This is a genomic window from Microbacterium sp. Soil_C_42 (assembly GCF_057656735.1).
Map to the genome: position 1 here is coordinate 171,051 of NZ_JBDGJU010000001.1, position 17,846 is coordinate 188,896.

The following is a 17,846-nucleotide window of genomic DNA, read 5'->3' on the forward strand; positions in this document are numbered from 1 at the left end:
GACAGGCGCGCGTTAAGTCGCATTCCCTCACGTTGTGCGCGTAGCGTGTGTTCTGCGCATTCTGCTCACGCACAGTGCGCGCACACACCCGGGAGGTGGCATGCGCTTCGCGACACGGCTGCTGCTGGTGCAGCTCGCGACGGTCACCGCCGTCGTCGCCGTGTGCGCGCTCGTCTTCGGATGGCTGGGCGTGCGCCAGCTGCGCGCAGAGTCCGAGGCCGCCGCCCTCAACATCGCCCGCACGGTCGCGGAGGACCCCGACGTCAAATCCCTCGTCGCCGGGTTCTCGGCGGATCCGGGAACGCCGGATGCCGGTGACCTTCGTGACGGTCCGCTGCAGCAGATCGCCAGCGATGTGGCCGAACGCACCGACGCGCTGTTCGTGGTCATCACCGACGATCACGGCATCCGTCTCGCCCACCCGAATCAGGACCTGCTCGGCCAGGTGGTCTCGACGCCCTTCGCCGAGGTGCTCGAGGGCAATGAGGTGGTCGACTGGGAGGTCGGCACGCTCGGCGAGTCCGCCCGCGCGAAGGTGCCGATCTACGCCGAAGCCGCAGGCGCTCCGGTGGGCGAGGTCAGCGTCGGCTTCGAGCGTGCGAGCGTGTTCGACGACCTCCCCGCGCTCCTCACGACGATCGGGGTCGCCGCGCTGGGCGGCGTGGCCCTGGCGACGCTGGCGACGCTGCTCCTGCGGCGGCGTTTCGAGCGGCTCACCCTCGGACTCCAGCCCGAGGAGCTCGTGGCCCTCGTGCAGAATCAGGCCGCGGTGCTCGAGGGCGTCGGGGACGGCGTCGTCGCCCTCGATCCCGACGGCGTCGTGCGCGTGTACAATCAGGCGGCGGAACGGATGCTGGGGCTCGACGACCCCGTCGGCCACCGGTTCGACGAGCTGGCGCTGCCGGAAGACGTGCTCCGGGCCGTGCGCGAGGGCGCGACCGCCGTGGAGGCGGTCGTGGGCGACCGCGTGCTGTACCTCGACACGCGCCCGGTGCGCCGCGACGCCCGCGCGCTCGGAGAGATCGTCGTGGTGCGCGACCGCACCGATGTCGAGGCGCTCGCAGGGCGGCTCGAGACCGTCCGCGCCATGACCGAGGCCCTGCGCGTACAGCGGCACGAGTTCGCCAATCGCCTGCACGTCGCATCCGGGCTGATCGACGCAGACCGCGTCGACGAGGCGCGCGCGTTCCTGGGCGACCTCACCGAGCGCGGCGCCGTCGACTTCGCCGTCGCCGGCCTCGAGCGCGTTCCCGACGCGTTCCTCCAGTCCCTTCTGGGCGCGACGGGCGCGGCGGCGCGTGAACGGGGCGTGAGCCTGCGGGTCTCCGACGACACCCTGCTGCTGAGCGAGGTCGCACTCCCGGAGGACGTCGCGGCGATCCTCGGCAACCTGATCGGCAACGCGGTGACCGCGGCGGTGGCCGGCGACGAACCCCGCTGGGTCGAGGTCGCGCTGCTGGGCGACGGCGACGAACTCGTGGTCACAGTCGCCGACTCGGGCCGAGGCATCCGCCCGCTCGGGAGCGACCCGTTCGCCCGCACCGGATCTCGCGAGGCCGATGCGGGTCGCAACGACGCGGTGCACGGACACGGCTACGGCCTGCCGCTCTCTCGCGACCTCGCCCGCCGGCACGGCGGCGACGTGTGGCTCATCGATGCCGGCGGCCACGGTTCGGGTGCCGTGTTCGGGGCGCGACTTCCGGGCGCGCTGCGGAGCGAGACCGCTGTCCGTGGAGAGGAGAAGAACGCATGACTCAGCCCATTCGTGTGCTCGTCGTCGACGACGACTTCCGCGTCGCCGGACTGCACCGCGACGTCGTGGCCTCTCGCACCGGCTTCGCCGCGCTGGAGCCCGTGCATTCGCTCGGGGCCGCGCGCCAGGCCGTACGCGCGCACGCCCCCGACCTGCTGCTCGTGGACGCGTTCCTCCCCGACGGGGACGGAGTCGAGTTCGTCGCGGGCGTCGACGTGGACGCGTTCGTGCTGTCGGCTGCGACGGATGCTGCGACCGTGCGTCGTGCGCTGCGCGCCGGCGCACTCGCCTACCTGACGAAGCCGTTCGAGGCCCGCGTACTGGCGGAGCGCCTCGACCGCTACGCGCGCATGCGGAACCTCCTCGCCACCGACCGCCCGCTCGAGCAGGAGCAGATCGACCGCGCCCTCACGATCCTCCACGGCAGCGCGGAACCTGCCACCGTCGCCCGATCGGCGACGGAACAGCTGATCCTCGCGGGCCTCGGCGACGACGAGGCGTCGGCGGCCGAGGTCGCCGACCGTGTGGGCATCTCGCGTGCGACCGCGCAGCGCCACCTCGCCGCGCTCGCTGCACGCGGCCAGGTCGAGGTGCAGCTGCGCTACGGCACCACGGGAAGACCCGAGCACCGGTACGTCGCTGCCCGGGGATGACGGAGCTCCGCCGTCATCCCCGCAGGAGAGTGCGCAGCGACTCGATCGTGTCGGCCTCGTCGGCGCGCTTGTCAGGGCGATAGCCCTTCACACGGGCGAAGCGCAGAGCGACCCCGCCCGGATACCGCGTCGACCGCTGCACACCGTCGATCGCGATCTCGACCACCGTCTCGGGGCGCACGTGCACCGCGTACGCCGAGCGATGGGTCTCGATGGTCGGGAAGTGCTCGGTCTGCCACCTGAGCGTCGCGTCGGTGAGGCCCTTGAAGGTCTTGCCCACCATCACGAAGCCGCCCGGTTCGCCGAAGAGTCCCTCCGGGTCGCGGGCGCCCAGGTGCAGGTTCGACAGCTGCCCGGTGCGACGGCCCGACCCCCACTCGACGGCCAGCACGACGAGGTCGTAGGTGAGCACCGGCTTGACCTTGAGCCAGCTCTTGCCGCGCCGCCCGGCGGCGTAGGGAGCGTCGAGTGCCTTGACCATGACGCCCTCGTGGCCGGCGGCGAGCGCCTGGCGCGAGAACTCCTCGGCTGTCGCCGGGTCGTCGGTGACGACGCCCGGCATGCGTGCGTCGCCCACGGCTCGATCGAGCAGCAGGAGCCGCGTCGCGAGCGGCTCGTCGATCAGGTCGCGGCCGTCGAGATGGAGGATGTCGAAGAACCACGGCCTCAGCACGGTGGCCGCCGCGTCGTCGCCCATCGACCCGAATCGCGACATCGTGTCTTGGAACGGCCGCGGGCCGCCGTCCTCGTCGAGCGACAGCGTCTCGCCGTCGAGGATCACCCGCTCGGCGGGCAGCGCCTTCACCGCTTCGACGAGCTCGGGCACGCGGTGCGTGATGTCGGCGAGGCTGCGGGTGAAGACGCGCACGTCGTCGCCGTCGCGATGCACCTGGATGCGCGCCCCGTCGAGCTTGTATTCGACGGATGCTGCGGCCCCGAGAGTCTCGAGCGCCTCCGTCGTCGAGCCCGCCGTCGCAGCGAGCATGGGCAGCACGCCGCGCCCCACCTCGAGGCCGACCGCCGCGAGCTCGCCGGCGTCGCCGGTGAGCGCGATGCGCGCCGTCGCGCCCAGGTCGCCGGACAGCATCGCGGCCCGGCGCACGACGGGCGCTTCGCGCTCGGAACCCTTCGCGATCGCGTCGAGGAGCACACCCTCCAGCGCGCCGGTGCGCAGCTCGCCGATCATGACGCGCGCCAGGAAGTCCCATTCGTCGGCTGTGGCGGCCGCGGCGAGCGCATCGAGCTCCGCGCGGCGGGCGAGAACCGAGCCCGCACCATCGGCCCCCGCCAGCCGGCTGAGGGATGCGTCGACATCGAGCACGGTGAGCGTCGGAGTGTCGGCGTGGACGGCATCGAGGCCCATGAGACTGCGCCACCCGACGCCGAGCCGCCCCTGCCGCGGGCTGGCGGTGAGCAAACCGATGGCGGGAGCGATCTCGTCGGGCTGAAGCCCGCGCAGCAACGTGGCGAGGACGCCGATCTTGGCCAAGCGCGACGAGGTCGACGCGACCTCGCCCGTCGCGGTCACCAGCTCGTTCAGCAGCACATCGGCATTCTGGCACCGGCCCCCGACACCTGTCCCGGGCTGCTAGCGCGGGACCGTCCTCAGCGCGGACTCCAGGTCGCGGTGCGCGAACTCGTAACCGGCCGACAGCAGCACCTGGGGCGAGACCCACCGGCTCTTGAGCACGAGCTCCGGCTCGGTCCGCAGCACCGCCATCGCCGGCTCCAGCATGAACCGGTAGGCCGGAAGACCGATCGGCTGCCCGACGACGCGTCGCAGCGTCGCCATGAGCGTCCGGTTGTCGGTCGCCCCGGGAGCCGCGAGGTTGACGGGCCCGTCGATCTCGGGCCGGTCGCGCATGAAGCGCACCGCGCCCACGACGTCGTCGAGGTGGATCCAGCTGAACCGCTGCCGCCCGCGCGACCGATGCCAGGGCGGCCTCCCGTTCCCCGAGGGCCGGGCGCCGATCCCGCGGTACCGGCGGTGCGCCCACCACCAGCCGTCGTACTGCGGGCCGCCGAGGCCGAGCCGCGCGAGCCGCAGGAGCACTCGCGTCGCCGGCCCGTCGCCGATGACGATGGCCATGCGCAGCGCGACGCGGCGCGTCGCCGGCAGGTCGCCCGCGAAGAACTCCTCTTCCCAGTTCCGCGCGACATCGACGGAGAACCCCACCCCGAGCTCACCCTCGGCCTCGGTCTGGGCCCGATCCATCGCGTAGCGATAGATGGTGGCGGTGCTGGCGTTCAGCCACAGCGCAGGCGGCGTCGCAGCATCCGTCACCGCCTCGCGCAGCGTCTTCGTCGTCTCGACCCGCGACCGCAGGATCTCGTCGCGATTCGCGTCGGTATAGCGGCAGTCCACCGACTTTCCGGCGAGGTTCACGAGCACCGCGGCGCCGTCGACGAGTGCACGGATGCCGGCACCGTCGTCCCATGTCGCGTCGGCGTTCGAGCGGCCGATCGTGCGCACGTCGTACCCGTCCTCGGCGAACGCCTTCCCCAGCGCCTGGCCGACGAAGCCCGATGCGCCGGCGAGGACGGCGACCGGCCGGCTCATCGGCTGCTGCCCGGGGTGCCGCTCGTGCTCCACAGGGCCCATCCGATCAGCAGCGGCTGCAGGAGCAGCCGGACGAACCGCGCCCGATCGGTGCGCAGCATGGGCGCCGACCGGCCCGTCCGCCACTGATGGACGTTGCCCGGGAAGACGGCGACGAAGAACGCGGCCACCGCCCAGCCGACGCGGCGGCGCTCGGCGGGAAGCGCCACGAGCGCGCTGCCGAGCATCAGTTCGACGACCCCCGACACGACCACGATCGTGTCTTTGTCGGTGCGCAGCAGCCGCGTCGCCCAATCGGGTACGACGATGCGGTAGCCGCGGCGCCCCCACATGAGGTGAGAGGCGCCCGCGGCGGCCAGCAGCGTCGCGAGCGCCCAGCGGGCGACGACCCGCATCACGCGACGGCCCCGGCGACCGCGTCGACGAAGCGGAGGTGTTCATCGAGACTGCCGGAGGCGGTGATGGCCCGGAGGACCACCTCGTCGGCGGCGGCGCGATAGGCGGCGATCCGATCCCGCAGCGCAGCGGGCCGGATGACGGTCTCTGCCGCCTGTACCCCCAGACGGGCGAAGTTCGCCGAGTAGGCGGGGTAGCCGGCGTAGCGCTGCGCCTCCTCATCGAGCGCCGGGATCGCGTCGGAGTCGGCCGCCGTCCGCACATACAGCGCGACGTGCGCCGTGTGGGCGAGCTCGTGAGCACGCCGCGCCTGGTCCGCCGCGATCTGCGGAGTGAGCCAGCTGAGCAGGAGCCCGTCGGATGCCTCCGCCCCGGTGCGCCGCATCCTCGGGCCGAGGGCGCCGATCACGACACGCGCCTCGGTGCCCGCGCGGAGGGCGGTGGCAGCATCCGCCACCCGATCCACGGCACCGTGGCGCAGTTGCCCGGAGCCGATGCCGAGCACGAGGCGGTCGGCGGGGAGCCTGGCGGCGCGGGCGAGGATGTCGTCGGCCGTGCGACGGTCGATCGGGAGCACCCCCGTGGCCAGCACGAGCCGCTCGGTCGCACCCGCGGCGGCCGCGAGCACGGCCAGCGCGTCGCAGCCCGGGGTGTCGTTGACCCACACGGCGTGCAGTCCCGCGGCCTCTGCCGCCACCGCGACACGCGCACCGACTTCCGCGCCGGCTGCCGCGGCGATCCCGATGGAGAGCGCCGCGCTCATGCGACGTGCGCGCCGGAGAGCCTGGAGACCTCGGCGGCCGCCCGGTAGAACTCGGCGATGTCGCCGCGGGACGAGGGCAGCAGGACCACATCGTCGACGCCCGCATCGAAGAAGCGCTGCGCCCCCGCGGCGACGTCTGCCGGGTCGCCCCACAGCGCGCGCTCGGCGGGATCGGGCTTGTCGCCCACGTCGGCGATCGCCCGCGCCTCGGCATCCGCGCCGAAGGCGGTGACGACGTAGGCCACCACGTCGTGGTCACCGGTGCGACCCGACGCGGCACGCGCCTCGCGGATGGCGGCCGTCGCGATGGCGTACTCCCCCGCCGTGTGCCCGCTGTCGAGCACGGTCCCGTCGCCCACCTCGCCGCTCAGCCGCAGCGTCTTCGGACCCTCTGCCGCCGCGTACACGAGCGGCGGCGCGACCGGCGGATAGTCCAGACGCACGTCGCGGAGGGTGACATAGCGTCCGTCGACGCTCATCTGGTCGCCGGCGAGCAGGCCGCGCAGCGCCGGCACGTACTCGCGCATCAGGGTCAGTGGCGAGGCGACACGCGCTCCGACCTGCCCCATCCAGTCGAGCACGCCGTGGCCGACCCCGGGAAGCAGCCGGCCGGGGAACAGCCGCTCGACCGTGGCGATCTCCATCGCCGTCGTGGCGACATTCCTCAGCGGCATCGGCGCGATCCCGATGCCGATGCGCAGAGCCTCGGTCCAGGCGAGGGCCGCGCCCACCGTGGCGAAGGCGGACTGGCGGAAGCAGTCCTCCCAGATCCACAGCTCCGGCAGTCCCGCGGACTCGGCGGCGAGCACCGCGTCGCGGAACTCGTCAGGGCTGTGCGTGTACGGGTTGAAGATCGCGCCGATGCGGGTCATGCATCCCACTCTGTCAGGCCGTGCCGACACGCGAGAAGCACGCGTCGGCGACGGGAGGCATCCGTGTGCCCACCGCTTCAACAGGTCAACCAGGATTCCACAGGAGATCTCGGCCCGGATCCGCCCCGCGCAGCCGTGGTTGACCAGTCGAAGCGGTGCGATGCTCGCCACACCCCCGCCCCACGCAGCGCGAGAGGCGCGGGGCCTGTCGGCCCTGCGCCTCTCGGATCCTTCGGGATCAGGCCGCGGCGGCGAAGGGAGTCCCCGAGCGCACCGACAGCGCCTCGGCCGAGGCATCCACCGTCACGGTCCCGCCGTCGACGAGGGCGCCCGTGACGAACAGGTCGGCGATGCGGTCGTCGACCTCGCGCTGGATCAGGCGACGCAGCGGCCGGGCGCCGTACTCGGGCTCGTACCCGTTGTCGGCGAGCCACGCCACCGCGGAGTCGGTCACGACGAGCTCGACCTCGCGCTTGGCGAGGCGCACATCGGATGCCTCGAGCAGCAGTCGCACGATGCTCTGCAGCTGCGGCTTCTCGAGCTTGCGGAACAGCACGATCTCGTCGATGCGGTTGAGGAACTCGGGGCGCATCGCCTCGCGCAGCTTGCCGAAGACGCGATCGCGCAGATCCTTCTCGGAACCGAATCCGGTCGACCCTCCCCCGTCGGCGAGGAACCCGATCGCACCGCCGCGCGACGCGAGGAACTCCGAGCCGAGGTTGGAGGTCATGACGACCACCGTGTTGCGGAAGTCGACGGTGCGCCCCTGGCCGTCGGTGAGACGCCCGTCGTCGAGCACCTGCAGCAGCAGGTTGAACACGTCGGGGTGCGCCTTCTCGATCTCGTCGAACAGCACGATCGAGTACGGGTTGCGCCGTACGCGCTCGGTGAGCTGCCCGGCCTCGTCGTAGCCGACGTATCCGGGAGGGGCGCCGACGAGCCGCGACACGGTGTGCCGCTCGCCGAACTCGCTCATGTCGAAGCGGATGACCGCACCCTCGTCGTCGAACAGCGACGCGGCGAGTGCCTTGGCGAGCTCGGTCTTGCCGACGCCGGTCGGGCCGAGGAAGAGGAACGACCCCACCGGGCGACGGGCGTCGCCCATGCCGGTGCGGTTGCGGCGGACCGCCTTGGCGACCGCGGTCACCGCGTCTTCCTGGCCGATCACGCGGTCGTGCAGCTCGTCCTCGAGGGACGCCAGGCGCTCGCGCTCGGTCTCGGTCAGGCGGTTCACCGGGATGCCGGTGGCCCGGCTGATCACCGCGGCGATCTCGGGCTCGTCGACGATCGCGTCGGTCCGCACGGCAGCACCGGCGGCGGTGGCGCGCTCGAGACGCCCCTGCACCTCGGCGATCTGGTCGCGGATCTGCGACGCCTCCTCGTAGTGCTCCGCCGACACCGCGGCGTTCTTGTCTGCCTCGAGCGTCGCCAGACGCTCGAGGAGACCCGACACGTCGACCTTCGAGCCCAGTCGCAGGCGCAGTCGGGCGCCGGCCTGGTCGATGAGATCGATCGCCTTGTCCGGCAGCACGCGCTCGCTCAGGTACCGGTCGCTGAGCTCGACGGCCGCACGCAGCGCCTCGTCGGTGTAGACGATGCCGTGGTGCTCCTCGTAGGCGGGCTTGAGGCCGCGCAGGATGAGCACGGCGTCCTCGATCGAGGGTTCGCCGACGCGCACCGGCTGGAACCGGCGCTCGAGAGCCGGGTCCTTCTCGATGACGCGGTACTCCTTGAGCGTCGTCGCCCCCACGAGGTGCAGCTCGCCGCGCGCGAGGCGGGGCTTGAGGATGTTGCCCGCGTCCATGCCGCCGTCGCCGGCGCCACCGGCGCCGACCACCGTGTGCACCTCGTCGATGAAGACGATCAGCTCGCGCTTGTGCGCGGCGATCTCGTCCATCGTCTTGGTGAGACGCTCCTCGAAGTCGCCGCGGTAGCGGGTGCCCGCGAGCATGGCCGGCAGATCGAGCGCGATCACGCGCTTGCCGAGCAGCTGTTCGGGCACGGAACCGTCGACGATCGCCTGGGCGAGTCCCTCGACGATCGCGGTCTTGCCGACGCCGGCCTCGCCGACCAGCACCGGGTTGTTCTTGGTGCGGCGGCTGAGGATCTCGATCGTCTGCTCGATCTCGTCGGCGCGCCCGATCACCGGGTCGAGTTCGCCCGCGACGGCGCGCGCCGTCAGGTCGGTGCCGTACGTGTCGAGCATGGGGGTGTCGGATGCTGCGTCCTCGGGCCGTACCTCCGTCTGCGTGCTCTCACCCGGCGTCACGGTTTCGCGCGCACCCTGCATGAGCGCCTCGGCCGTCACGCCGGCACGTGCCAGCACCTGGCCGGCGGGCGTGTCCTGCGCGAGCACGAGGGCGAAGAACAGGTGCTCGGGGTCGACATAGGTCGATCCCGACGAGCGGGCGACCTGGAACGCGTGGAACAGTGCGCGCTGCACGGACGAGGTCACGAGGGCCCCGTCGACGTCGGCCGCCGCGGTGGCGGCGGGAAGGCGCTCCTCGGTGGCGCGCGCGATCGCGTCGGCGTCGGCGCCGATGCGCTGCACGGCGTCGCGCGCGGGAGCCTCGGCCACGAGGATGCGCAGGACGTGCAGCGAGTCGAGCTCCTGCTGCCCGCGCTCGAGCGCGTACTTGCCGGCGCGCTGGAGCAGCTCCTGCGTACGGGCCCCGAGGTAGCGGCTCAGGTCGATCGAGCGCTCGGCACGGGCGCGCTCGCCCGCGAGGTAGCGCGCCAGGAACTCGTCGAACGAGCTCGCGTCGTCGCCGGTCTGAGGGGTGAAGTCTTCTGGCATTCCATCTCTCCTGAAACTTGAGCGGAGGAGTATCAAGTTATGAACTTGACACAGGCATTGTCAAGTTCAACCGCACCCGTCCGCGAGTATTCCCGCGCGGCGGATGTCAGACCCCCGGCGTAACGTCTCCTCCACGGGGCCTGCTTCAAAGACGAGAGGGAACACGATGGACTGGAAGATCGAGCTCATCTTCGTGCCGGTGACGGACGTCGACCGCGCGAAGGAGTTCTACGAGAGGATCGGCTGGAACATCGACCACGACCAGACGCCCGTCGAGGGCCTCCGCTTCGTTCAGGCGACCCCACCCGGCTCCGCCTGCTCGATCGCCTTCGGCACCGGTCTCGGCAACACCCTGGAGCCCGGCCATCAGAACACGGTTCAGATCGTCGTGCCGGACGCCGACGAGGCGCTCGCCCACCTGCGGGCGAAGGGCGTCGAGGGGCGCGGTGTCGACGAGCAGGACTGGGGCCGGTTCGTCCAGTTCGACGACCCCGACGGCAACACCTGGACGCTGCAGCAGCTGCCCGACTGGCGCTGAGCCGCGGGGCATCCGCCACCGGTCCACGACACGATGCGGCCACCCCGCTCCCGAGGGAGTGAGGCGGCCGGGGTGGGGTGTGGTCAGTCGCGGCCTCCGGGCGGGCCCAGGATGAGGAGCACGACGAACAGCAGCACGACCGCGAGCGCGATCAGGGCGCCGAGCACCCAGGGCCGCCGCAGGAACCACCGCATCAGCCGGTCGTACCAGGTGGCGTCGCGGGGGTCGTCGGTAGCCTCGAGACGCCAGTCCCCCGCAAGACGACCACTGCGCTGGAGCCACAGCTCCGCCGGGATCGTGGCATACGGGATGACGGCGCTCACGAGCGCGAGCACGGTCGGTCCGACGCGCCAGCGGTTGTTGAGCGCGACGAGGATCACGGTCGCGCCGTACGACAGGAAGATGAAGCCGTGGATGCCGCCGCCGATCGTGACGCCGAGAGCCCAGTCGGTGGTGGCACGGAGGATGAGGCCGGTGATGAGGAGCGTCCACGAGATCGCCTCGAGGATCGCGAGCGCACGGAACAGGGTGTGGGGGTTGCGGAACACACCTTCAGCCTAACTGAAAGCGCTTCAGGCTTTCTGAAGGTTGGCCGAGGATGGCGCGATCTACTCGGGAGCGAGACCGAACGGCTGCTCATGCAGCCCCTCGAGCGCCGTGGCGAGCGCCGGCGCCCCCGCGGCGAGTCCGGCGTCGAGAGCCGCCAGCCGCTGTTCGGCGGCGTGCAGCACCTCGCCGCCCCGGTCGGTCACGCGCAGATCCGATGCCGCGCCCGCGTGCTTCGTCGCATCCGCGACGAGCCCGTCGGCGACGAGGGTCTGCACGGCGGAGTGCGCCGACTGCACGGTGATCTGCGAACGCCGCGCAAGCTCGCTGAACGAGATTCCCGGCGTCGCCTCGATGTGGGCGAGCAGTCCGTACTTCCGCGTGGTCAGCCCGAGATCGCGCAGCTGCGCGCCGAGGTGCGCGTCCCATACGGCGGCCACGGTCAGCAGCGAGATGACGGGACTGAACGCACGGTCGGGCACCGTTGAATGCTAGTCCCGCTGCCTCGGGACGGCACGCATTCGTCCGCAGTTCCCGGAACCGGGCGCCGCCCGTCCAGCTACCGTGGGACGGTGACGTTCTCGCTCGACGACCTGCGCCGGTGGCCCGACGTCGAGGCTCCCGACCTCGTGGCGACGGATGCCGCGGACCGGCTGCTCCTCGACGAGTCCGCCCCCGTCCGAACCGACGCGGGCGACGGCGGGCTCGTGGTGATCGGCGACGGCTACGGTGCGCTCACGCTCGGCGCAGCCTCGGACGGCGGTCGCGCCATCCGTGTCCATCAGGACCCGCTCACGGGCGAGCGCGCGCTCGCGGCCAACGCCGAGCGCTTCGGGCTCCGAGACGCATTCACGTCGCTGCCCCTCTCACCCGCACTCGTGCGCGACGCGCGCGTCGTGCTGCTGCGACTGCCGCGCTCACTCGACGCTCTTCGCGACATCGCTGGGCTGATCGCCGCGCACGCGGCACCCGACGTCGTCGTCTTCGCCGGGGGCCGCGTGAAGCACATGACGCTCGCCATGAACGACGTGCTGCGCGCGAGCTTCACCCGGCTCGACGTCACGCACGCCCGACAGAAGTCGCGCGTGCTCGTCGCGCGCGGACCTCACGACGGCCGCGACCCGGTGCCGTCGCAGGCGACGCACGACGGGATCGTCGTGTGCGCTTTCGGAGGCGCCTTCGCGGGCGCATCGATCGACATCGGCACGAGGCTCTTGCTGGAGCACCTGCCCCCGCTCCCCGACGGGGCGGCCATCGACCTCGCCTGCGGAACCGGAGTGGTGGCGACGGCGCTTGCGCTGCGGCATCCATCCCTCCATGTGCTCGCCTGCGACCAATCGGCAGCGGCGGTCGCCTCCGCTCGGGTCACCGCGGACGCGAACGGCGTCGCCGACCGCGTCGAGGTCGTCCGCGACGACATGCTGGGGGCCCAGCCGGACGCGAGTGCGAGCTTCATCGCGCTGAACCCACCGTTCCACTCGGGTTCGGCGGTGCACGAAGGGATCGCGCCGCGGATGTTCGCCGAGGCCGCCCGCGTGCTGCAGCCGGGCGGTGAGCTCTGGGCGGTGTGGAACTCGGGCCTGCGCTACCGCCCGGCGCTGGAGCGAGCGGTCGGCCCGACGCGGCAGGTCGCGCGGAACACCAAGTTCACCGTGACAGCGTCCACCCGCCGCTGAGGGCTGCTCACCGGCGCCCGGCGTCCGGCCCCTGAGCACCCGCTCCACAGCCTCGACGTCGTGATTCGACTGCAGGGAGACGGATGCTCTCTGTCACCTCTCCGAGGGGAGTTCGTCCCGGCATGCCGGGCTCTTGACAGCCCCCATCGCGAGGGATTGACTCTCGAATCGAGGTCCGGGGCCCCAAGGTCGATGCATCCTCTCCGTAACAGCCATGCCGTCCCAACCGGCCTCCCCCGGGTTCGCCGGGGCGAGCGCCGTCTGAGCCGAAGGAGTCGGGACATGGCACAGTCCAGCGTCAACGCCAGCAGGTTCGACCCGTACAAGAACTTCACGTTCCGCGTGAAGTGGGATGGCACGTACGTCGCGGGCGTCAGCAAGGTGAGCGGCCTCAAACGCACCACGGAGGTCGTGGCGCACCGCGACGGCGGCGACCCGCCCCCGTCGCGCACGTCGCCCGGCCGGGTCGAGTTCGAGGCGATCACCCTCGAGCGCGGTGTCACTCACGACGTCGAGTTCGACCAGTGGGCGAACAAGGTGTCGAACTACGGGTCGGGACTCGGAGCGGAGGTCTCGCTCGAGGACTTCCGCAGAGACCTCATCGTCGAGCGCTACAACGAGGCGGGCCAGCTCCTCATCGCGTACAGGGTGTTCCGTGCGTGGGTATCGGAGTACCAGGCGCTCCCGGCCCTCGACCCCGACGCGAACGCCGTCGCCATCCAGACACTCAAGCTCGAGAACGAGGGCTGGGAGCGGGAGTACGCGGTCGTCGAGCCGTCCGAACCCGTCTTCACCGAACCTTGAGTGCCGACGACCGCCGCCGCAGCAGCCCTCCCGGTGCGGGCAGAGACGATCCTCGACCGCGCCGACCCGGCGCTGGACGAGGCGCCGATCGCGAGTACGCTCCGGGTCGCGAACATCACCTCGGCCCGCACGGAGCTCGAGAGGCAGTCCCACGCAGAGTTGCGGGAAGCGCGTGGAGCATCGCTGCAGCTCCTGCGCGATCCCGGCGCCTGAGGCGGGATTGACCGGGGGGCCGACGCGAGAATGCCGGCGCCCCCGGTAGCCGCGAGCTCGGGACCCACGGCCGGGGTGCCGGACCGGGGCTCCGGCGCTGTCCCCCACTGAAGAGACAACGCCCTAGGGAATCTATTACGCGAGTTCGGGCGGCTTTCTGGAACGGGTGCACCGGCGCGACTTCGCGCGAGAGGTGAATGGCTGATCCAGGCTGATTTCGATGGCGAACGAGAGGGTTCAGTGCGTCTGAACTTCGCTCAGAAGTCCCAGTCCTCATCCTCCGTCGCCTCGGCCTTGCCGATGACGTACGACGAACCAGACCCCGAGAAGAAGTCGTGGTTCTCGTCGGCGTTCGGAGACAGGGCCGACAGGATCGCCGGGTTCACGTTCGTGACCGTCGAGGGGAACATCGCCTCGTAGCCCAGGTTCATGAGGGCCTTGTTGGCGTTGTAGTGCAGGAACTTCTTGACGTCCTCGGTGAGGCCGACGCCGTCGTAGAGGTCCTGCGTGTACTGCACCTCGTTGTCGTAGAGCTCGTAGAGCAGCGAGAACGTGTAGTCCTTGATCTCGTCGCGCTTGGCCTGGTCGACCGTCTCGAGTCCGCGCTGGAACTTGTAGCCGATGTAGTACCCGTGCACGGCCTCGTCACGGATGATGAGGCGGATGAGGTCGGCCGTGTTGGTGAGCTTGGCGCGGCTCGACCAGTGCATCGGGAGGTAGAACCCCGAGTAGAACAGGAACGACTCGAGCAGGGTCGAGGCGACCTTGCGCTTGAGGGGCTCGTCGCCGCGGTAGTACTCCATGACGATCTGAGCCTTCTTCTGAAGGTTCTCGTTCTCGACCGACCAGCGGAACGCCTCGTCGATCTCCTTCGTCGAGCACAGCGTCGAGAAGATCGACGAGTACGACTTCGCGTGCACCGACTCCATGAACGCGATGTTCGTGTAGACGGCCTCCTCGTGCGGAGTGATGGCGTCGGGGATGAGCGACACCGCGCCCACCGTGCCCTGGATCGTGTCGAGGAGCGTGAGCCCCGTGAACACGCGCATCGTGAGGGTCTGCTCCTCGGGCGTCAACGTGTTCCACGACTGGATGTCGTTCGACAGCGGCACCTTCTCGGGCAGCCAGAAGTTGTTCACGAGGCGGTTCCACACCTCGAGGTCCTTGTCGTCCTGGATGCGGTTCCAGTTGATGGCCTGGACGTGGTCCAGGAGTTGGAGCTTCTCGCTCATCTTTCTCTCTCTTCGCGTTTCGTCTCGCTGCGCTCGCTCAACGACCGGTGATCACAGCGTGCAGCTGACGCACTCGCTCATGTCCGTGCCCTCCAGCGCCATCTGGCGGAGGCGGATGTAGTAGATCGTCTTGATGCCCTTGCGCCAGGCGTAGATCTGGGCCTTGTTGATGTCGCGCGTGGTCGCGGTGTCCTTGAAGAACAGCGTGAGCGACAGACCCTGGTCGACGTGCTGGGTGGCGGCGGCGTACGTGTCGATGACCTTCTCGTAGCCGATCTCGTACGCGTCCTGGTAGTACTCCAGGTTGTCGTTCGTCATGAACGCCGCCGGGTAGTAGACGCGACCGAGCTTGCCTTCCTTGCGGATCTCGATCTTCGCCGCGATCGGGTGGATCGACGACGTCGAGTTGTTGATGTACGAGATCGAGCCGGTCGGCGGCACCGCCTGCAGGTTCTGGTTGTAGATGCCGTGCTGCTGGATCGAGGCCTTGAGCGCGCGCCAGTCGTCCTGCGTGGGGATGTGGTGGCCGGCGAACATCTCGGCGACCTTGGCCGTTGCAGGGGCCCACTCCTGCTCGATGTACTTGTCGAAGAACTCGCCCGACGCGTACGTCGAGTCCTCGAACCCGTCGAAGGTCTCGCCACGCTCGATCGCGATCTTGTTCGACGCGGTGAGGGCGTGGAAGAGCACCGAGTAGAAGTAGATGTTCGTGAAGTCGACACCCTCTTCCGACCCGTAGTAGACGTGCTCGCGGGCGAGGTAGCCGTGCAGGTTCATCTGGCCGAGGCCGATCGCGTGCGAACGGTCGTTGCCGTCCTCGATCGAGCGGACCGAGGCGATGTGGCTCTGCTGGCTGACCGCGGTGAGCGCTCGGATGCTGGTGTCCACGGTCTTCGCGAGGTCGCCGCCGTCCATCGCCAGGGCGATGTTGAGCGAGCCCAGGTTGCACGAGATGTCCTTGCCGATCTGGGCGTAGGACAGGTCCTCGTTGTACGTGGTGGGCGTGTTCACCTGCAGGATCTCGGAGCACAGGTTGGACATGTTGATCCGGCCCTTGATCGGGTTGGCCTTGTTCACCGTGTCCTCGAACATGATGTACGGGTAGCCCGACTCGAACTGGATCTCGGCGAGCGTCTGGAAGAACTCGCGCGCGTTGATCTTCGTCTTCTTGATGCGCGGGTCGTCCACCATCTCGCGGTACTTCTCGCTGACGGAGATGTCGCCGAACGGCACGCCGTAGACGCGCTCGACGTCGTACGGGGAGAACAGGTACATGTCCTCGCCGTTCTTCGCGAGCTCGAACGTGATGTCGGGGACGACGACGCCCAGCGACAGCGTCTTGATGCGGATCTTCTCGTCGGCGTTCTCGCGCTTGGTGTCGAGGAACTTCATGATGTCGGGGTGGTGGGCGTTGAGGTACACCGCACCCGCACCCTGACGCGCGCCGAGCTGATTGGCGTAGGAGAAGGAGTCTTCGAGGAGCTTCATCACGGGGATGATGCCGCTGGACTGGTTCTCGATCTGCTTGATCGGCGCACCCGCCTCGCGGATGTTCGACAGCAGCAGCGCCACGCCGCCGCCGCGCTTGGACAGCTGCAGCGACGAGTTGATGCCGCGCGAGATCGACTCCATGTTGTCTTCGATGCGCAGCAGGAAGCACGAGACGAGCTCGCCGCGCTGCGCCTTGCCGGCGTTGAGGAACGTCGGCGTCGCAGGCTGGAAGCGCCCCGAGAGGATCTCGTCGACGAGGTTGGTGGCCAGCAGCTCGTCGCCGTCGGCGAGGGCGAGGGCGGTCATGACGACGCGGTCCTCGAAGCGCTCGAGGTAGCGCTTGCCGTCGAAGGTCTTGAGCGTGTAGCTCGTGTAGTACTTGAACGCGCCGAGGAACGTCTCGAAGCGGAACTTCTTGCCGTAAGCGAAGTCGTTGAGCTGCTGGATGAACGCGAACGAGTACCGCTCGAGCACGGCGGGCTCGTAGTACTCCTTCTCGACGAGGTAGTCGAGACGCTCCTTGAGGGAGTGGAAGAACACCGTGTTCTGGTTCACGTGCTGCAGGAAGTAATCCCGCGCGGCGCGCTTGTCGGCGTCGAACTGGATCTTGCCGTCCGCGTCGTACAGGTTGAGCATCGCGTTGAGGGCGTGGTAGTCCATGCCCTCGAATCGTGCCTGCGTCTTGAAGTCGGTCTCCGTCAGAGTTCCCACCATCGTTCCAATCCCGCGCTCACGCGCTCCACGTCTTCAGGCGTGCCGAATACCTCTAACCGGTACAAGTGCGGCACGTGACACTTGCGGCTGATGATGTCTCCGGCGACGCAGAAGTGCTCGCCGAAGTTGGTGTTCCCCGCGGAGATGACTCCGCGGATCAGGCTCCGATTGCGCTCGTCATTGAGGAAGCGGATGACCTGCTTCGGAACGGCGCCCTTCTCGACTCCCCTTCCCTGGCCTCCGCCATAGGTGGGTGTCACGAGGACGTACGGCTCGTCGACCACGAGCGCCGGATCCGTGGAATGAAGCGGGATCCGGACCGCTCGAGCTCCGAGCTTCTCGATGAAGCGCGCGGTATTGCCCGACACGCTCGAGAAGTAGACCAGCAGTGGCGCGTCCGTCGCGACGCGCTGCGTCACGACCGCCGACATGGTCAGGCCAGACGCGAGGCGAGCTCGTCGATCTTGTCGGGACGGAAGCCCGACCAGTGGTCCTCATCGGTGATGACGACCGGCGCCTGGAGGTAGCCCAGCGCCTTGACCTGCTCGAGGGCCGTGGGGTCCTCCGAGAGGTCGTGGATTTCGTACTCGATCCCCTTGGAATCGAGTGCTCGATACGTCGCCGTGCACTGCACGCACGCGGGCTTCGTGTAAACCGTGATGGCCATGTCGATTCCGTCTCCTCAGTGGTTCCCCCGGTGGCATCCGGTGCTCTTTCCCGGTAGTCCCCCCACCGGGAGTCCAATACTACATATGGGTGCCGACATTCGATAGCACCACAAGGGCTAGTAGTTACATCGGTGTGATTTTCCACCGTTCTCCCCATGTACAACACAGGT

At 69.7% G+C, this 17,846-nt stretch carries 18 protein-coding genes; 6 read left to right on the forward strand and 12 right to left on the reverse strand.

The features are described from left to right. Nucleotides 1–100 precede the first annotated feature (100 nt). Both AC3A46_RS00750 and AC3A46_RS00755 read left to right on the forward strand, forming a co-directional pair. On the forward strand, nucleotides 101–1,753 hold the full coding sequence (locus AC3A46_RS00750) for a sensor histidine kinase (RefSeq protein ID WP_487663343.1): 1,653 nt from the start codon (nucleotides 101–103) through the stop codon (nucleotides 1,751–1,753). Continuing rightward, nucleotides 1,750–2,406 carry a response regulator gene (locus AC3A46_RS00755; RefSeq protein ID WP_487663344.1) on the forward strand — a complete coding sequence of 219 codons (657 nt, stop codon included), beginning with the start codon at nucleotides 1,750–1,752 and terminating at the stop codon, nucleotides 2,404–2,406. Before AC3A46_RS00750 ends, AC3A46_RS00755 begins: the two co-directional genes overlap by 4 nt. A gap of 13 nt (nucleotides 2,407–2,419) precedes the next feature. Here AC3A46_RS00755 and AC3A46_RS00760 read toward each other — a convergent pair whose 3' ends face one another. The 6 genes from AC3A46_RS00760 to AC3A46_RS00785 form a co-directional block, all read right to left on the reverse strand. Next, complete coding sequence (locus AC3A46_RS00760; protein WP_487663345.1) at nucleotides 2,420–3,952, reverse strand: ATP-dependent DNA ligase; 1,533 nt, start codon at nucleotides 3,950–3,952, stop codon at nucleotides 2,420–2,422. Nucleotides 3,953–3,994: 42 nt separating this feature from the next. Beyond that, entirely contained in the window at nucleotides 3,995–4,966 is a 972-nt protein-coding gene (locus AC3A46_RS00765) for an epimerase (protein ID WP_487663346.1), read from the reverse strand. Then, entirely contained in the window at nucleotides 4,963–5,361 is a 399-nt protein-coding gene (locus tag AC3A46_RS00770; protein WP_487663347.1) for a DoxX family protein, read from the reverse strand. Before AC3A46_RS00770 ends, AC3A46_RS00765 begins: the two co-directional genes overlap by 4 nt. After that, nucleotides 5,361–6,125 (reverse strand): LLM class flavin-dependent oxidoreductase, encoded by a 765-nt coding sequence (locus AC3A46_RS00775; RefSeq protein ID WP_487663348.1) that lies wholly within the window; start codon nucleotides 6,123–6,125, stop codon nucleotides 5,361–5,363. The genes AC3A46_RS00770 and AC3A46_RS00775 overlap by 1 nt, the downstream gene beginning before the upstream one ends. After that, nucleotides 6,122–6,997: an LLM class flavin-dependent oxidoreductase gene (locus AC3A46_RS00780; RefSeq protein WP_487663349.1), complete on the reverse strand. Its 876-nt coding sequence runs from the start codon at nucleotides 6,995–6,997 to the stop codon at nucleotides 6,122–6,124. Before AC3A46_RS00780 ends, AC3A46_RS00775 begins: the two co-directional genes overlap by 4 nt. 238 nt (nucleotides 6,998–7,235) lie before the next feature. After that, a complete protein-coding gene (locus AC3A46_RS00785) occupies nucleotides 7,236–9,794 on the reverse strand; it encodes an ATP-dependent Clp protease ATP-binding subunit (protein WP_487663350.1) in 2,559 nt (852 codons plus the stop codon). Nucleotides 9,795–9,960: 166 nt separating this feature from the next. On the opposite strand from AC3A46_RS00785, the gene AC3A46_RS00790 reads away from it, so the two are divergent. After that, a complete protein-coding gene (locus AC3A46_RS00790; RefSeq protein ID WP_487663351.1) occupies nucleotides 9,961–10,332 on the forward strand; it encodes a VOC family protein in 372 nt (123 codons plus the stop codon). A gap of 83 nt (nucleotides 10,333–10,415) precedes the next feature. On the opposite strand, the gene AC3A46_RS00795 is transcribed toward AC3A46_RS00790, so the two are convergent. Beyond that, nucleotides 10,416–10,880 (reverse strand): DUF3817 domain-containing protein, encoded by a 465-nt coding sequence (locus AC3A46_RS00795; protein WP_487663352.1) that lies wholly within the window; start codon nucleotides 10,878–10,880, stop codon nucleotides 10,416–10,418. 60 nt (nucleotides 10,881–10,940) lie between these two features. Then, nucleotides 10,941–11,360: a MarR family winged helix-turn-helix transcriptional regulator gene (locus tag AC3A46_RS00800; RefSeq protein WP_487663353.1), complete on the reverse strand. Its 420-nt coding sequence runs from the start codon at nucleotides 11,358–11,360 to the stop codon at nucleotides 10,941–10,943. A gap of 90 nt (nucleotides 11,361–11,450) precedes the next feature. Between AC3A46_RS00800 and AC3A46_RS00805 the strand changes: the two genes are divergently transcribed. From AC3A46_RS00805 to AC3A46_RS00815, 3 genes are all read left to right on the forward strand, one after another. Further along, nucleotides 11,451–12,554, forward strand: a complete 1,104-nt coding sequence (locus tag AC3A46_RS00805) for a class I SAM-dependent methyltransferase (protein ID WP_487663354.1) — start codon at nucleotides 11,451–11,453, stop codon at nucleotides 12,552–12,554. Between the two features lie 282 nt (nucleotides 12,555–12,836). After that, nucleotides 12,837–13,358, forward strand: coding sequence for a phage tail protein (locus AC3A46_RS00810; RefSeq protein WP_487663355.1), 522 nt, complete (start codon nucleotides 12,837–12,839; stop codon nucleotides 13,356–13,358). Next, nucleotides 13,359–13,571 (forward strand): hypothetical protein, encoded by a 213-nt coding sequence (locus AC3A46_RS00815; RefSeq protein WP_487663356.1) that lies wholly within the window; start codon nucleotides 13,359–13,361, stop codon nucleotides 13,569–13,571. 257 nt (nucleotides 13,572–13,828) lie between these two features. Here AC3A46_RS00815 and nrdF read toward each other — a convergent pair whose 3' ends face one another. From nrdF to nrdH, 4 genes are read right to left on the reverse strand one after another with little or no spacing between them, the layout of a single operon-like run. Beyond that, nucleotides 13,829–14,803: a class 1b ribonucleoside-diphosphate reductase subunit beta gene (gene nrdF / locus AC3A46_RS00820; protein WP_045299980.1), complete on the reverse strand. Its 975-nt coding sequence runs from the start codon at nucleotides 14,801–14,803 to the stop codon at nucleotides 13,829–13,831. A gap of 51 nt (nucleotides 14,804–14,854) precedes the next feature. Next, nucleotides 14,855–17,008, reverse strand: coding sequence for a class 1b ribonucleoside-diphosphate reductase subunit alpha (gene nrdE / locus AC3A46_RS00825; RefSeq protein ID WP_487663357.1), 2,154 nt, complete (start codon nucleotides 17,006–17,008; stop codon nucleotides 14,855–14,857). After that, nucleotides 16,993–17,439: a class Ib ribonucleoside-diphosphate reductase assembly flavoprotein NrdI gene (nrdI, locus tag AC3A46_RS00830; protein WP_082497045.1), complete on the reverse strand. Its 447-nt coding sequence runs from the start codon at nucleotides 17,437–17,439 to the stop codon at nucleotides 16,993–16,995. The genes nrdE and nrdI overlap by 16 nt, the downstream gene beginning before the upstream one ends. Before the next feature lie 2 nt (nucleotides 17,440–17,441). Then, nucleotides 17,442–17,675 carry a glutaredoxin-like protein NrdH gene (nrdH, locus tag AC3A46_RS00835; RefSeq protein ID WP_045299982.1) on the reverse strand — a complete coding sequence of 78 codons (234 nt, stop codon included), beginning with the start codon at nucleotides 17,673–17,675 and terminating at the stop codon, nucleotides 17,442–17,444. Nucleotides 17,676–17,846 lie beyond the last annotated feature (171 nt).

Excerpts from the sequence above, each read along its gene's own strand:
- AC3A46_RS00780 (WP_487663349.1), bottom strand. The coding sequence starts at position 6,997 with ATGACCCGCATCGGCGCGATCTTCAACCCGTACACGCACAGCCCTGAC.
- nrdE (WP_487663357.1), bottom strand. The coding sequence starts at position 17,008 with ATGGTGGGAACTCTGACGGAGACCGACTTCAAGACGCAGGCACGATTC.
- AC3A46_RS00750 (WP_487663343.1), top strand. The coding sequence starts at position 101 with ATGCGCTTCGCGACACGGCTGCTGCTGGTGCAGCTCGCGACGGTCACC.
- nrdF (WP_045299980.1), bottom strand. The coding sequence starts at position 14,803 with ATGAGCGAGAAGCTCCAACTCCTGGACCACGTCCAGGCCATCAACTGG.
- AC3A46_RS00790 (WP_487663351.1), top strand. The coding sequence starts at position 9,961 with ATGGACTGGAAGATCGAGCTCATCTTCGTGCCGGTGACGGACGTCGAC.
- AC3A46_RS00785 (WP_487663350.1), bottom strand. The coding sequence starts at position 9,794 with ATGCCAGAAGACTTCACCCCTCAGACCGGCGACGACGCGAGCTCGTTC.
- AC3A46_RS00810 (WP_487663355.1), top strand. The coding sequence starts at position 12,837 with ATGGCACAGTCCAGCGTCAACGCCAGCAGGTTCGACCCGTACAAGAAC.
- AC3A46_RS00775 (WP_487663348.1), bottom strand. The coding sequence starts at position 6,125 with ATGAGCGCGGCGCTCTCCATCGGGATCGCCGCGGCAGCCGGCGCGGAA.
- nrdH (WP_045299982.1), bottom strand. The coding sequence starts at position 17,675 with ATGGCCATCACGGTTTACACGAAGCCCGCGTGCGTGCAGTGCACGGCG.
- AC3A46_RS00755 (WP_487663344.1), top strand. The coding sequence starts at position 1,750 with ATGACTCAGCCCATTCGTGTGCTCGTCGTCGACGACGACTTCCGCGTC.
- AC3A46_RS00770 (WP_487663347.1), bottom strand. The coding sequence starts at position 5,361 with ATGCGGGTCGTCGCCCGCTGGGCGCTCGCGACGCTGCTGGCCGCCGCG.
- AC3A46_RS00765 (WP_487663346.1), bottom strand. The coding sequence starts at position 4,966 with ATGAGCCGGCCGGTCGCCGTCCTCGCCGGCGCATCGGGCTTCGTCGGC.
- nrdI (WP_082497045.1), bottom strand. The coding sequence starts at position 17,439 with ATGTCGGCGGTCGTGACGCAGCGCGTCGCGACGGACGCGCCACTGCTG.